Here is a 14633-nt window from a genome sequence, read left to right on the forward strand (position 1 = left end):
TCGTTTGGTCATCGGGCGCGCGCAGTCATCGCGCCGCCACGACTGCAAGGCGCACGCGAACATGCCGCAACGCCGGCCCGATTCCCCTTCTGCCGCCACCGGCGCATCGCCCCGGGTGATGGCACCGCGCAACAAGACGCGCGTCGTCGCGCGCGAGCGTGTGGTCGGCCAGTTGATCGAAGCCCGCCGCAAGCGCTGCATCGTGCTCCAGGGGCCCGCCGGCTGCGGCAAGACCACCACGTTGCTCGCCTGGCGCGAGGCGCTGCTGCCGCTCGGCTTCGACCTCGCCTGGCTCACGCTCGCGCCCGAAGACGACGACCTGGCAAGCTTCGTCGACGGCCTCGTGGCGAGTCTCGCCCAGGTCGATCCCGCCATTTGCCGCGAAGCCGCCCTCCTCGGCGGGCGCGGCGTGGACGACGAAGCGGTCGAGCGCACCGTCATCGCGCTCGTGCGCGCCATCGCCAGCCGCTCCGCCGACCTCGCCCTCGTCGTCGACGACCTCGACCACGTCACCAACCCGCGCAGTCATCGCGCGTTGCAATGGCTCATCGACTACGCGCCGCCCAACCTGCACATCGCGCTCGTGTCGCGCGGCAGTTTTCCTGTGTCGCTTGGCCGCCTGCGCGATCAGGATCTGGTGCTCGAACTCAACATGCGCGACCTGCGCTTCACCTTTGCCGAATCGGCGCAATACCTGCGCGCGCAACTCGGCGAGGTGAGCGAGCGCGATGCGCGCGAAATGCATGAATTGACCGACGGCTGGGTAACGGGCCTTCAGCTCTTCGCCATGCACCTCAAGCGCCGCCGCACGTCCATCGGCACAGCGGACGTCTCGGCGTCGCTCGCAAGCACGCATCTGCACGACGCGCGCGCGTTCGGCGACTACTTCGAGCGCGCAGTCCTCTCGCGCCTTTCCGCGAGCGAAGTCGAGTTGCTCGTGCGCATGTCGGTTTGCGCTCGCCTGTGCTCGTCGCTGTGCGTCGCGCTGGTCGGCGACGAGCAGCCGTCGGGCGAAGTGCTCGCGCTGCTCGCGCGCCTCGAAAACGACAACCTCTTCATCGCGCAGATCGAGCGCGTGGGCAACGAGACCTGGTACCGGCTCAATCCCCTGTTTCGCGAAACCTTGCTCGAACGCTTGCGCGAGCGCAGCGAGTTCTTGCAGCGCAAAGTGCACCATGCGGCGTGGTGCTGGTTCCGCGACCATGGACTCAGGGAAGAAGCGGTGCGCCACGCACTGCTGGCCGGCGAACCGGCCGCCGCCGCCGAACTCGTACTCAAGGTGGCGCGCAAGCTGCAATTCTCGGGCGATCTGCGCCGGCTCGCCTCGCTAATGCATCTGCTGCCGCATGCCGAGATCGAGGCGAGGATCGACTTGCGCCTGTGGCGACTGCAACTCCAGTTGTATGCGCGAGACTTCGAGGCCTGCGCCGCCACCATCGCCCGCCTCGACGCCGACATTCCCGCGGACGACGTCGCCGCACGATACCGGCTCACGCTGCTGCGCGCCGCCGTCGACGTGCAGCGTGACGACGCCGAAAGCGCCATGGCGATCCTGCCGCAGATACTCGCCACGCCGCCCGACACCAACAGCATATCGATCGGCGCGCGCAACAATCTGCTGTCGTGGCTCTACATGCGCCACGGAGACTACGAGCAGGCCCGCGCCATCCAGTCCGATGCAGATCATCTGCTGTTCGCCGGCGCGCCGTTGATCGGCACCCCAGGCGGCATGCTCAACGGCCGCTGCATCGTCGGCTTCAGTTACGCCCTCGAAGGGCGCTTCCAGGAAGTCGAGCGCATCAGCCGCGACGTGCTCGCGGAGGCCGACCAGCGCGGCAGCAGCGCGGCGGAAGCCGCGTGCCTCGCGGCAGCCCAGCTAGGCGAGGCGCTCTATGAGTTCAACGACATCGCCGGTGCGCGACGGCTGCTAGAAGACCGCGTCGACGTGCTCGAACGCGTGTCCATTCCGGACTCCGTACTACGCGTGTTCACCGTGCTTTCGGCGGCGCACTGGGCCGAGGGGCACCGGCTCGATGCGCTCGCCTACCTCGAACGGCTCGAAGAATACGCAAGCCGCCAGGGTCTGGCGCGGCTCCTCGCGCACAGTCTCGCCGCGCAGGTTCGCCAGCATCTGCAATGCGGCCAGTACGACGACGCGCAAAGCCACCTCGCGCGCCTCGACATGATCGCGGCGCGCCTGCGGCCCACGCAGCCGAATGCGTGGCACGACGCTCACGCGCTCGCCGAGCGCTCGCATGTGAGCTGGTGCCTCGCACACGAAGACTTCGAGGGTGCGGCCATGCGCCTGCCGGCGCTCATCGCGCTTTGCGGCGAGCGCGGCGGGCAGCATCACGTCGTCCAGCTACGCATGCAATCGGCGCTCGTGGACCAGCGGCGCGGGCGTATGGACACGGCACGGGGCACCGCGCTCATGGGCCTGCGCCTCGGCCACCGGCTTGGCCTCGTGCGCAGTGTGCTCGACGTCGACCCCGGCATCGTCTCGTTCGCTGAACAGGTCGTGCGCGCGGGCTTGCCTGGCACTGCGGATGATCGTGACGACAGCGTCGACCCGGTGCTGGCCTTCTACGTCGACCGCTTGCGCGCCGCGCAGGCGAGCGCCGCCGCCCTCGCGAGCACGACGAACGAAGCGGCGCTCGAGCGCGTTGCGGCGCCAGGCGGCGCCGACACGCTCAGCGAGCGCGAAACGAAGGTCGTGAGCCTGCTCGCGCAAGCGATGCCCAACAAGAAAATCGCGCGCACGCTGGGCATTTCGCCGGAAACGGTCAAATGGCACCTCAAGAACATCTACGGCAAGCTCGGCGTGTCGAGCCGCGACGAAGCGGTCGCCCGCGTGCGCGACCTCGGCATCGAATAGCCGACCTGCGTCTTCCGCACGCGGGCGCGCAGGCGCTACCCGGTTCGGGTGGTACGGCCCACCGCTCCACCCGCTATCCTTGGTTTCAAGGGGTTCCGCCCGGCGGAACCCCGCCCGACACAGACACAATCAACGTGGTGCGGCCTACGGACCGCACGCAAACGTCAGGAGACACGGCTCAATGAGTACGCTCACGGCCAACATTTCGCCGCCGCTCGCCTTCCGGCCGGTCCGCATGCCCCATCGCCAGACGCTCGTTGAAAAGCACCGCGACGGCAGCTTGATCCTCCGTCCGGCCAACCCGCCGCCCGCCATCGCCGAAGGCAGCTTCGCGGATTTCATCGAGAGTTGGGCGAGCACGCGCGGCGAGAGCGCCGCCTTCTGTGAGCGCGGCGGCGACGGCGCGTGGCGGCGCGTAAGCTGGCGCGAGTTATGGCAGCAAGTGCAGTGTGTCGGCGCAGCCCTCCTTGAGATGGGCCTCGATCAGGCACATCCGCTTATGCTGCTTTCGGGCAATTCGATCGAGCAAGCCATCGTGCTGCTCGCCGCCGAATACGTGGGCGTTCCCATCGCGCCGGTTTCACCCGCCTACTCAACGCTGAGCCAGGACTTCGCACGCCTGAGGGCCGTGGTCGATCTGGTGCCGCCCGCGGCGCTGTTCGTGCAGAGCACCACACCCTTCGAGCGCGCACTCGCCGCGCTCGCGCATCTGGGCGCCCCGGTCATCGCCGTGCGCGGCGCCGGCGCAGGCCAGATCGACTGGGCGACGCTCTCGCACACGGAACTGACCGAGTCGCGCCGCGCGGCCGTTGCCGCCGCGCACGCGGCAATCGCGCCCGAGGCGACGGCACGCGTGCTCTTCACGTCGGGCTCGACCGGCACGCCCAAGGGCGTCAACCTGACTTACCGCAACTTCAAGGCGGTAGCCTCCTATTTCGCCGACAACCTCGCCTTCCTGCGCGACACCGAGCCCGTGTTCCTCGACTGGCTGCCGTGGCACCACGGTCTGGGCGGCGTGCTGAACCTGGGGCGCTCGATCCAGTTCGGCGCGACCCACTATATCGACGACGGTCGTCCCGTGCCCGGCATGATCGAGCGCACGGTGCGCAACCTGCGCGAGGTGACGCCCACGATCTTTACGAGCGTGCCCTCGGCCTGGACCGTGCTCGCCAACGAGCTTGAACGCGATCCCGAACTTGCAGCGAACCTGTTCTCGAAGGTCCACTTCTTCGGCTACGGCGGCGCGAGCCTGCCCACCGAGGTCTGGGAGCGCATTCAGCGCGTCGCGGAAAAAACCATCGGCCAGCGCATCGCCTTCATGAGCGGTCTCGCCTGCACGGAAACGAGCGGCATGGGCACCTTCTGCGGCTGGCCCACCGACACGGTCGGCAATATCGGCACGCCGGTGCCGGGCTCCGAGGTCAAACTCGTGCCGCTCGAAGGCGCTGACGAGCGCTATGAGATCCGCATGCGCGGTGCGAACGTGTTCGGGGGTTATATCAAGCACCCCGAACTCACCGCTGCCGCTTTCGACGATGAAGGCTTCTTCAGGTTGGGCGACGCCGTGCGCTTCGCCAATCCGCATAATCCTTCGGAAGGCTTGCTGTTCGCGGGGCGCGTGGTCGAAGACTTCAAGCTCACCAACGGCACCTGGGTGCGCACGGGCGCAATGCGCCTCGCGCTGCTCGACCGCTGCGCACCGCTGCTCACCGACGCCGTGATCTGCGGGCACGATCATGCCTATGTCGCCGCGCTTGCCTGGCCGAACGTGGCCGCATGCCAGCGTTTCGCGCCGGAACTCGCAGGCCTCGACGCCGCCGCGCTCGTGCAGCACCCCATTCTCATTGCCGAGTTGAGCGAACGGCTGCGTGGGCAGCGGGGCCAGGGTGCGAGCGTTCACGTCGAGCGCCTCGTGCTGATGGCCGAACCGCCCTCCATGGACGCCAACGAGATCGCCGATAAGGGTTACGTCAATCAGGCCGTCACGCGTGCGCGCCGGGCTCACCTCGTCGACGCGCTTTATCTTCCCGAACCTGCCGCGCATATCGCACGCGCGCATTGATCCCCCCGCCTTGATCCACAGTCAAGAACGCAAACGCCTACATTCAGGAATCCTGATATGCAAATCAACCGCAACGTCTTCCGCGACGACCACGAGATGCTACGCACCACTGCGCGCCGCTTCCTTGAAAAAGAATGCGTGCCGAAGCAGGCCGAATGGGACAAAGCCGGCAAGGTCGACCGCGAGACCTGGCTGAAAGCCGGCCGCGAAGGCCTGCTCTGCCTCACGCTACCCACCGAGTACGGCGGCGGCGGCGGCGACTTCGGCCACGCGGCCGTGCTCAACGAGGAAATCAACCGCGCCGGTGTGAGCGGCCTTGGGTTCCCGGTTCATTCGGACATCATCGCCCCGTATATCGCGCGCCTTGGCAACGAAGAACAGAAGCAGCGCTGGCTGCCGAAGGTTTGCTCGGGTGAATACATTCTGGCCATCGGCATGACCGAGCCCGGCACGGGAAGCGACCTGAAGGCCGTGCGCACGACCGCCATTCGCGACGGCGACGAATACGTGATCAACGGCAGCAAGACCTTCATCAGCAACGGTCTGAATGCCGACCTCATCATCATGGTCTGCAAGACTGACCCGGCGGCGGGCTCCAAAGGCGTGAGCCTGATCGTCGTGGAGGCGGACCGTGAAGGCTTCCGCCGCGGCCGCAAGCTCGACAAGGTAGGCCAGCACGCGCAGGACACGGCAGAACTCTTCTTCGACAACGTGCGCGTGCCGGTCTCGAACCGCCTCGGCGAGGAAGGTAAGGGTTTCGCGTATCTGATGGCGGAACTGCCGCAGGAACGGCTGTCGATCGCCGTGGGCGCGGCCGCGAAGCTCGAAGCGTGCCTCGAGCACACGCTGAACTACGTGAAGGACCGCAAGGCGTTCAACCAGACCGTGTGGGACTTCCAGAACACCAAGTTCAAGCTTGCCGACATCAAGGCCCAGGCGCTCGCCGTACGTCTGATGGTCGATCACTACCTCTCGGAGCACGTACGCCGCCGCCTCACGCTCGAAGAAGCGGCCGTGGTGAAGCTCTTTGCGACCGAGTCGCTCGGCAAGGCGCTCGACGACATGGTGCAACTGCATGGCGGCTACGGCTACATGCTCGAATATCCGGTGGCCCGCGCCTTCTGCGACTCGCGCGTCAACCGCATTTACGGCGGCACGAGCGAAGTGATGCGTGACCTGATCTCGCGCAAGCTTTAAAAAATCTCAATACATTTAGGAGTACCGATATGACTCGAAGCGCATATATCGCTGGCGTCGGCATGATTCCGTTCAAGAAGCCCGGCACGAGCGAAACCTACGACACGATGGGCGCCACGGCGATTCGCCAGGCGCTCGCCGACGCGGGGCTCGACTACACCGACGTGCAACAAGCCTACGCGGGCTATGTCTACGGCGACTCGACCAGCGGCCAGAAGGCGCTCTACCAGGTCGGCATGACGGGCATCCCCGTCATCAACGTGAATAACAACTGCGCGACCGGCTCGTCCGCGCTGTTCCTCGCGCGCCAGGCCGTGCAAAGCGGCGCCGTGGAATGTGCACTGGCCGTCGGCTTCGAGTTCATGGGTCCGGGCGCGCTCAAGTCGGTGTGGACCGACCGCGCCAGCGCCCTGGAACGTGCGCTCGACGTCACCGACGAACTGGTCGGCCGCCCCGAGGGCCTGAGCAACGCCATTCGCCAGTTCGCCGGTGCGGGTATGTCGCATATGAAGAAGTACGGCACGAAGCTAGAAACCTTCGCGAAGATCCGTGCGAAGGCAAGCCGCCACGCCGCGCGCAATCCGCTCGCCGTGTTCCGTAACGTCGTCTCGACCGAAGACGTGATGGCCGCGCCGATGCTCTGGGAAGGCGTGCTCACGCGCCTCATGGCCTGCCCGCCCACCTGCGGCGCGGCGGCGGCGCTCGTGGTTTCCGAGGCGTTCGCGAAGAAGCGCGGCCTGCGCACCAACGTGATCATCGCGGGCCAGGCGCTCACCACCGACACGCCGAGCACGTACGACGCGCGCGACATGATCCGCGTGGTCGGCTTCGACATGACGCAATCGGCGGCGAAGATCGCCTATGAGCAAGCCGGCATCGGCCCGCGCGACATCGACGTGATCGAGCTGCACGACTGCTTCGCGCAGAACGAGTTGCTGACCTATGAGGCGCTCGGCCTGTGCGCGGAAGGCGAAGGCGAAAAACTCGTCAACGACGGCGACAACACCTATGGCGGCGAATGGGTCGTCAATCCTTCGGGCGGCCTGCTCTCGAAGGGCCACCCGCTCGGCGCAACGGGCCTCGCGCAATGCTACGAACTCACGCAGCAACTGCGCGGCGCGGCCGGCGAGCGCCAGGTGGAAGGCGCGAAGGTCGCGCTCGCGCACAACGTGGGCCTTGGCGGCGCATGCGTCGTCACGGTCTACAAGTCGGTTTGAACGTGAGCCTCGCTCGCGACTGAGGGCCATCGACATGATCGACAAACAATTCATCGGCAAGACGCTGCCCGCGTTTCGCGCGGTGGCGGAAGCCGGCCGGCTGCGCTTCTTCGCGAAGGCGATCGGCGAAACGAATCGCGTGTACTTCGACGAAGCCGCCGCGCGCGACGCGGGCCATCCCGCCCTGCCGCTGCCGCCCACGTTTCTGTTCTCGCTCGAATTCGAGCAGCCCGATGCGTCGTGGCGCGACGAGATCGGCATCGAGCTGCCACGCATTTTGCACGGCGAGCAGACCTTCACGTATCACCGGCTCGCTTATGCCGGCGATGTGCTGCTGTTCGAGTCGCGCATTGCGGACATCTACGACAAGAAAGGCGGCGCGCTGGAGTTCGTGGTGCGAGAGACGCGCGTAACGAACCAGCGCGGCGAGCATGTGGCCGATCTGCGCAGCGTGATCGTGCAACGCAACGGCTGAACGGAGAATTCGCATGACCATCCAGTACGACTCGATCAAGGTGGGCGACACCCTCCCCCCGCTCGAACTGCCCCCCGTCGACCGCAAGATGCTCGCGCTCTTCGCGGGGGCGTCGGGCGATCACAACGCCGTGCATATCGACATCGACTACGCGCGCCGCGCGGGCATGCCCGACGTGTTCGCGCACGGCATGCTCTCGATGGCCTGGCTCGGCCGCCTGCTCACGCAGTGGGTCGATCAGCGCCAGGTGCGCCAGTTCGGCGTGCGCTTCGTGGGCATCACGCATCTCGGCCATCGCATCGTCTGTACGGGGCGCGTGGTCGAGAAATTCCAGGCCGAAGGCGAGCAGCGCGTGCGCCTCGAAATCCAGACCGCCAACCAGTATGGCGAACCGCGCGTCGTGGGCGACGCCGTGGTTTCTCTATAAGCAATCCGAATCAAATGATCGAAGGAGAAAGCAGCATGGGTAAGCTCGATGGCAAGGTGGCGCTCGTCACCGGTTCGGGACGCGGCATTGGCCGCGCGATTGTGGAAAAGCTCGCGAGCGAAGGCGCGCGCATCGTCGTGAACGACCTCGACGCCGAACCGGCGCACGAGACGGTCGAAGCGCTCAGGAAGATGGGCGCGCAAGCCGTGGCCTGCGTGGGCAACGTCACGGCCCCGGACTTCGCCGAGCGCTTCATCAACACGGCGATGAGCACGTATAAGGGCATCGATATCATCGTCAACAACGCCGGCTACACCTGGGACGACGTGATCCAGAAGATGACCGACGAGCAGTGGTACGCGATCCTCGACTGCCACATGACCGCGCCGTTCCGCATCCTGCGCGCCGCGTATCCGCACGTGAAGGCGCTGCACGCCGCCGACGTGGCCGAAGGGCGCGAGGTGTATCGCAAGATTGTGAACATCTCGTCGGTATCGGCGCTCAACGGCAACGCGGGGCAGATGAATTACTCGTCGGCCAAGGCGGGGGTGATCGGCATGACGCGCGCGCTCGCCCGTGAATGGGGGCGCTTCAACGTGAACGTGAACGCGGTGGCGTTCGGCCTGATCCACACGCGCATGACGAGCGCCGACGCGAAAGCGGGTGCGACGGTGAAAATCGACGGCCGCGATATTCGCGTGGGCCTGAACCCCGACATGCTCAAGACGCATGCGCAGCGCAATCCGCTCGGCCGCGGCGGCACGCCCGAGGAAGCGGCGGGCGGCGTGTATCTGTTCTGCTCGCCGGAGTCGAACTACATCACCGGGCAGACGGTGGCAGTCGCGGGCAACCTTCAGTAACGCGAAGCAACACGCTGCACCCCGGAAAACCCGCCGCCGCGCGGGTTTTCTTTTGGCTCGGCCAAAACGCTCTATTCAAAACGTCCTATTCGCCGCCGGTATCGAGGCCGATGCCGCGCGCCATGCCCGTGGCCGCGAACACCATCACGACGAGCAGCACCGTTTGCCACACGCCGATGCGTGCGTACTTCGGCGCACCCGTGAGGTCGGGCACATCGCCGCGCCGCACCGCGAGGCGCCAGCGCAGCAGTGCCATCATCGGTGCGATTTCAAGCAGGAGGATCAGCACGAGTGCGCCCATTTTTACGTGGAAGAGCGGTTCGTGCAGGTAGTACGCGGCGCCCTTCTCGAAGCCGCCGAACGCGCGCATTGCTCCGGTCACGACCAGCACGACCGCCGAGCCGCCCCAGCCGTTATCGGCGCGAAAGATCGCGGGCAGGTCTTCGGTGGAGGTGCAGCGGCGCAAGCCGCGAGTGCGCCGCAGGATCGAGGCGAGCGCGAAACCGAAGGCGAGCAGATGGACGGCGGCAAGCAACCAGCGTATGAGCATTGCGACTCCTTCGAACGGACGACAGGAACGGCAAGCAACGGCAAGAAGCAATGAGCAGCGGCAAGCGGGCGACGCGACGCGACGCGACGCGACGCGACGCGACGCGGGCAGTGTCAGGCCTGTTTCAGTGCGGCGTCGAGCGCACGCGCGGCCGCGCGGTCGCCTTCGGAAGCGAGCCGCGCGCGGAACACGGTCTGACGGTTGTGCCCCGCCGCGGCCGGCGAGTCCCACAGCAATTCGATCTTCGGCTGGCGTCCGGACTTGCCCGCGGGCGCAGCGGCGGGTGCGGCAGGTGCAGCCGCCGCCGGCGTCGCAGCGGGCGGCACGCTCCCCTGCGCGGAGGCGCCATCCGGTGCATCCGTGCTGACGTCAGGTCCGGCAATGTCGGCAACACCAGTCGCAGCGACAGCATCGCCGGTTTCGGTGACACCTGCCTGCATCCCGGCCGGCGCAGGCAAAAGCGCGGGACCGGGTGCGGACACGCCGCCAGGCGACGCGCCCGCCAGCCAGCGCACCGCAAGCTCGCGCGCGTCATACTGGCCAACCTTGCGGCTCTCCTGCCACACGACCGTCGTGCGCGTGGCGGCGTCGATCGACACAGCAAAGCGCCCGATCGCAAAACGCCGCGCCGCGAAATTGCTGCGCCAGAGCGCACGCGGCCGGCAGATCCACACCACGGCGGCATACAACGCCGGCGCGGCGACGAGCCAGCCATTGGTGTCGGCCACGGCGCGAATGGTGCTCCGCCAGCCCGCGGACCAGACGTACATCCCGATCGAGCCGATGGCGAACAGAAAACCGAGCACGCCGAAAAAGCGCAGCGCCTGGCGCAGCCACTGCGGCAGCGGGTGGAACGGCCGCTCGACGCGCGCCTTCGCGCCGGGCAGCACGATGAGCAGGAACAGGAAGACGAGGTTCAGGCACGCCGCGGGCGACGACGCCATGGCTTCGAGCGCGGCGAGGAAATTCATCTGCGCCATGGAGTGCAGCCAGCGCGCCAGGATCACGAGCCCGATCGCGCGCAGCGCGAAGAGCGTCCCGGCACCGGGTACGGTGGCCGTGGGCGTCGGTCGGGTTCTCGCCAAGGGAATACTCCTCTGCTCTGTCTTCATGGGCACCGCGGATTTTACGGCACGGCCATTATAGGGACATTAAGCGGGCGCCTCACTGCCGGCCGCCCTGAATCCCCGTCAATGTCCCGCTGACGTGACAACGCCCCGGTGCACGGGCACCGGGGCGCTGGAGGAAAAACGGAGGAAACCGGCCGCGCCGCAGCGCGCCCGGCTTCACTGCGAGCTTAGCCCGCGTTGACTTCGCGCAGCACCGTACGGTGCTTCTGGCGCAGCAGGTCTTCGTACACGGCGACGTAGTTGCGCGCCATCACCTTCGACGAGAAGCGGTCTTCGAACGCCTTGCGCACGGCGGCGCGCGGCAGCGTCGACAGGCGCTTGACCGCTGCGGCTGCGCTGATTTCGTCTTCGACGACGAAGCCCGACACGCCGTTTTCGATGACTTCCGGCACCGAGCCGCGCTTGAAGGCGATGACCGGCGTGCCGCAAGCCATGGCTTCGATCATGACGAGGCCGAAGGGCTCCGGCCAGTCGATCGGGAACACCAGGGCGTGCGCGTTGCCGAGGAACTCGCGCTTTTCGTGCTCGCCGATTTCGCCGATGTACTCGACGTGCGGCAGCGCCATCAGCGGCTTGATGACTTCTTCGTAGTAGGCGCGGTCGGCCTTGTCGATCTTGGCGGCGACCTTGAGCTTCATGCCCGCCTGGCCGGCGATGCGAATCGCCTTGTCAAGACCCTTCTCCGGCGAAACGCGGCCGAGGAAGGCAAGGTAGCCGGGCTCGACGTTCGGGATCGGCTTGAGCACGTCTTCCGGCAGGCCGTGGTAGACGGTCTGCTGCCAGTTGGCTTGCTGGAGCGGAATGCGCTGGTTGTCCGAGATCGAAACGACCGGCACGTCGTTGAACGCCGTGAAGATCGGTTGCAGCTCCGGCAGGTCCAGACGGCCGTGCATCGTGGTGACGAACGGCACCGGCTGACGCTGGAACAGCGAGAACGGGTAGTAGTCGATGTGGAAGTGCAGCACGTCGAACTCGTCCGCGCGGCGGCGCACTTCTTCGAGCAGCAGCATGTGCGGAGCCATCACATCGCGAATCGTCGGGTCGAGGCGCAGCGCCTGCGGCCAGAATGCTTCGAGCTTTGCCGAGGTGATCGAATCGCCGCTAGCGAAGAGCGTGACGTCGTGGCCCTGCTCGACCAGCGCTTCGGTCAGGTAGGAGACCACCCGTTCCGTGCCGCCGTACAGCTTGGGAGGAACCGCCTCGTGCAACGGAGCGATTTGAGCGATTCGCATAGTGGTGAACTCCTTCCTCGTAAAATATCGGGCAATAGACTGCAAATTTGACAATCGACCTATGCAGGCTGCGGCATCCTTGTCGCCACGCGCCATACCAGGCGTTCCTTACCGCTAACCGCGCCGGAATTCCGGACACAGACCCGACGCAGTTGTGAAGTGGCAAGAAAGCACACGCGGCGGTTCAGGCGGTAAACGCGCAGGGTTCGCGGTCGTTGACACAGAAGCTGTCAAATTCCCTACGCCGTCCGAGTCGGCATTATCCCGGACCAGGGAAAATACCGGCTAGATCATTTCAAAGTCTTTACGTTGTTACAAACCGGAAACACTCCGCAACCCACTGTTTTCTAAGACAGTTCTAGATTTGGGGACTGCGAGGCGAAACCAACTGCGGACAAATGCCGCTTTTTGGCATCCCGGGTTGCACTCCTCCGCTCCGGCGGATGGCGTCACTGGCATGAGCACAGCGCCGTTCCGAATGCAATCCGTAATTCTATCTCTAAAACGTCTATCTCTAAAACGCCCCGGGATTCCTGTTGAACCTCTGCCGCAACAGCATGTCCCCAATCCGTATCCCCGGCGTTCGTGTCGCGATATGATGCGCGTCCGCCGGGCACAGGCGGTGCGCCATGTGCGTGGGGTGTTTACAATGCGGGAAGTCCGCCTTCGCTGCCGCGCGCCTGAAGCCGTTCGTAGCCGTTGCGCGCTTCCTCACTTTTTTGAACTTGCACGGACGAAGTTCCGTCAGACCGACCGCCGATCAATTGGAACATCTGACCATCGCCCAGCGTAACGCCCACAACGCAAAGCTCGCGAGCTATGCGCGGCACCCGCTCGCGTTTCTTTTCCGTTACATCAAGCGCCACCCGCTCGCGCACGCCATCGTGCTCGCCAGCGTGTTCGCGGCCGTCGGCTGCGCGCTTGCGTCGCAGTACGCGATCAAGCATCTGATCGACGTGCTCGGCGCGGGCCGCCACCATCCGGGGCCGCTGTGGACCGCCTTCGCCATCCTGGTTGGCCTGATCGCCGCCGACAACCTGCTCTGGCGGGTCGGCGGATGGTTCGCCGCGCACACCTTCGTCGCCGTCACGGGCGACCTGCGGCGCGACCTGTTCCAGTATCTGAGCGGGCACTCCCCCACCTACTACGCCGAAAAACAGCCCGGCACGCTCGCAAGCCGCATCACCGCGACCTCGAACGCCGTCTACACGGCCGAGAACACCACCGCCTGGAACGTGCTGCCGCCCTGTATCGCCGTGGCGGGCGCGATCGTCATGATCATCGCGGTCAATCCGTTGATGGCGGCGGGCCTGCTGCTCTGCTCGGCCATTCTTTCGGTGATCCTCTTCAAGCTGGCCGGGCGCGGCTCGTCGCGCCACCACACGTTCGCCTCCAAGGCGGCCGCCGTGGACGGCGAACTCGTCGACGTGATCGGCAACATGGCGCTCGTGCGCGCCTTCGGCATGACGTTCCGCGAGCAAAAGCGCTTCGGCTCGACCGTGAAGGCCGAACTCGACGCGCGCCGCCAGAGCCTGCTTTACCTCGAAAAGCTGCGCCTGCTGCACGCCGTGATCACGGCCATGCTCTCCGCCGGCCTGCTCGGCTGGGCACTGTGGCTGTGGGACCAGGGCAAGGCGACTTCCGGCGACATCGTGCTGGTCAGCTCGCTCGGCTTCACGATCCTGCACGGCACGCGCGACCTCGCGGTGGCGCTCGTGGACGTGACCCAACACGTGGCGCGCCTCGCCGAAGCCGTGCAAACGCTGCTCGAACCGCACGGCATGCCCGACCGCGACGACGCCACGGAACTCGTGGCCCAGGGCGGCCAGGTCGATTTCGAGGGCGTGAACTTCGCCTACCCGCACCGCAAACCGATTCTCGACCACTTCGACCTGCGCATCGAGGCGGGCCAGCGCGTGGGGCTGATCGGCAAGTCGGGCGCGGGCAAGACCACGGTGCTCGCCCTGCTCCAGCACTTCTACGACACCCAGGCCGGCGCCATCAAGATCGACGGCCAGGACATCGCGCATGTGACCCAGGACAGCTTGCGTCATGCGATTGCGCTCGTGCCGCAGGACATTTCGCTGCTGCACCGGACGATCTACGAGAACATCGCCTATGGCCGCCCGGAGGCGACCCGCGAGGAAGTGCTGGCCGCGGCCCGCGAGGCGCGCTGCGCCGACTTCATCGAGGCGATGCCCGAGGGCTACGACACGATCGTGGGCGACCGCGGCGTGAAGCTCTCCGGCGGGCAGCGCCAGCGCATCGCCATCGCGCGTGCCATCCTCAAGAATTCGCCGATCCTGCTGCTCGACGAGGCGACCTCGGCGCTCGACAGCGCATCCGAAGAGGCCATCCAGCAGGCGCTCGACCGGCTGATGGTGGGCCGCACCGTGATCGCCATCGCGCACCGTCTCTCGACGCTGCACAACTTCGACCGCATCATCGTGATGAGCGCGGGCAAGGTGATCGACGACGGCAGCCCCGAGGAATTGCGCAACCGCCCGGGCCTCTATCGCGATCTGCTCGCCAAGCAGTACGGCAAGCAGTCCACGTTGCATCTGGGCAACAAAAAGACCGACGAGAAACACGTGGCCTGACGCGCGCC

General features: G+C 66.3%; 11 protein-coding genes. 8 read left to right on the top strand and 3 right to left on the bottom strand.

Annotated features, from left to right (window positions below; genetic code table 11):
* Positions 1–118: 118 nt before the first annotated feature.
* The 7 genes from C7402_RS14330 (at position 119) to C7402_RS14360 (ending at position 9113) form a co-directional block, all read left to right on the top strand.
* Entirely contained in the window at positions 119–2875 is a 2757-nt protein-coding gene (locus C7402_RS14330; protein ID WP_244314852.1) for a winged helix-turn-helix domain-containing protein, read from the top strand.
* Positions 2876–3056: 181 nt separating this feature from the next.
* A complete protein-coding gene (locus tag C7402_RS14335; RefSeq protein WP_116611109.1) occupies positions 3057–4937 on the top strand; it encodes a feruloyl-CoA synthase in 1881 nt (626 codons plus the stop codon).
* Positions 4938–4994: 57 nt separating this feature from the next.
* Positions 4995–6134, top strand: coding sequence for an acyl-CoA dehydrogenase family protein (locus C7402_RS14340; protein WP_112171237.1), 1140 nt, complete (start codon positions 4995–4997; stop codon positions 6132–6134).
* 29 nt (positions 6135–6163) lie between these two features.
* Positions 6164–7351 (top strand): lipid-transfer protein, encoded by a 1188-nt coding sequence (locus C7402_RS14345; RefSeq protein WP_116611110.1) that lies wholly within the window; start codon positions 6164–6166, stop codon positions 7349–7351.
* A gap of 34 nt (positions 7352–7385) precedes the next feature.
* A complete protein-coding gene (locus tag C7402_RS14350; protein WP_112171239.1) occupies positions 7386–7826 on the top strand; it encodes a MaoC family dehydratase N-terminal domain-containing protein in 441 nt (146 codons plus the stop codon).
* A 13-nt stretch (positions 7827–7839) separates the two neighbouring features.
* Entirely contained in the window at positions 7840–8253 is a 414-nt protein-coding gene (locus C7402_RS14355) for a MaoC family dehydratase (RefSeq protein ID WP_112171240.1), read from the top strand.
* Positions 8254–8288: 35 nt separating this feature from the next.
* Positions 8289–9113: an SDR family NAD(P)-dependent oxidoreductase gene (locus tag C7402_RS14360; protein WP_112171241.1), complete on the top strand. Its 825-nt coding sequence runs from the start codon at positions 8289–8291 to the stop codon at positions 9111–9113.
* 85 nt (positions 9114–9198) lie between these two features.
* Here C7402_RS14360 and C7402_RS14365 read toward each other — a convergent pair whose 3' ends face one another.
* The 3 genes from C7402_RS14365 to C7402_RS14375 all read right to left on the bottom strand — a co-directional run bounded on the left by C7402_RS14365 (position 9199) and on the right by C7402_RS14375 (position 12025).
* Positions 9199–9663, bottom strand: coding sequence for a DUF2214 family protein (locus C7402_RS14365; RefSeq protein WP_112171242.1), 465 nt, complete (start codon positions 9661–9663; stop codon positions 9199–9201).
* A 113-nt stretch (positions 9664–9776) separates the two neighbouring features.
* Entirely contained in the window at positions 9777–10748 is a 972-nt protein-coding gene (locus tag C7402_RS14370; protein ID WP_112171243.1) for a hypothetical protein, read from the bottom strand.
* A gap of 212 nt (positions 10749–10960) precedes the next feature.
* The gene (locus tag C7402_RS14375; protein WP_112171244.1) at positions 10961–12025 is read right to left on the bottom strand and encodes a glycosyltransferase family 4 protein; all 1065 of its coding nucleotides are present in this window, start codon (positions 12023–12025) and stop codon (positions 10961–10963) included.
* Between the two features lie 764 nt (positions 12026–12789).
* On the opposite strand from C7402_RS14375, the gene C7402_RS14380 reads away from it, so the two are divergent.
* Entirely contained in the window at positions 12790–14625 is a 1836-nt protein-coding gene (locus C7402_RS14380) for an ABC transporter ATP-binding protein (RefSeq protein ID WP_112171245.1), read from the top strand.
* Positions 14626–14633: the final 8 nt, after the last annotated feature.

It is taken from the genome of Paraburkholderia unamae (genome assembly GCF_003096875.1).
In the GTDB taxonomy this organism is placed as follows: Bacteria; Pseudomonadota; Gammaproteobacteria; order Burkholderiales; family Burkholderiaceae; genus Paraburkholderia; species Paraburkholderia unamae.

Bases quoted from the DNA above. Each gene is read 5' to 3' on its own strand.
- C7402_RS14340 (WP_112171237.1), top strand. From the start codon at position 4,995: ATGCAAATCAACCGCAACGTCTTCCGCGACGACCACGAGATGCTACGC.
- C7402_RS14355 (WP_112171240.1), top strand. From the start codon at position 7,840: ATGACCATCCAGTACGACTCGATCAAGGTGGGCGACACCCTCCCCCCG.
- C7402_RS14365 (WP_112171242.1), bottom strand. From the start codon at position 9,663: ATGCTCATACGCTGGTTGCTTGCCGCCGTCCATCTGCTCGCCTTCGGT.
- C7402_RS14360 (WP_112171241.1), top strand. From the start codon at position 8,289: ATGGGTAAGCTCGATGGCAAGGTGGCGCTCGTCACCGGTTCGGGACGC.
- C7402_RS14335 (WP_116611109.1), top strand. From the start codon at position 3,057: ATGAGTACGCTCACGGCCAACATTTCGCCGCCGCTCGCCTTCCGGCCG.
- C7402_RS14330 (WP_244314852.1), top strand. From the start codon at position 119: ATGGCACCGCGCAACAAGACGCGCGTCGTCGCGCGCGAGCGTGTGGTC.
- C7402_RS14375 (WP_112171244.1), bottom strand. From the start codon at position 12,025: ATGCGAATCGCTCAAATCGCTCCGTTGCACGAGGCGGTTCCTCCCAAG.
- C7402_RS14345 (WP_116611110.1), top strand. From the start codon at position 6,164: ATGACTCGAAGCGCATATATCGCTGGCGTCGGCATGATTCCGTTCAAG.
- C7402_RS14350 (WP_112171239.1), top strand. From the start codon at position 7,386: ATGATCGACAAACAATTCATCGGCAAGACGCTGCCCGCGTTTCGCGCG.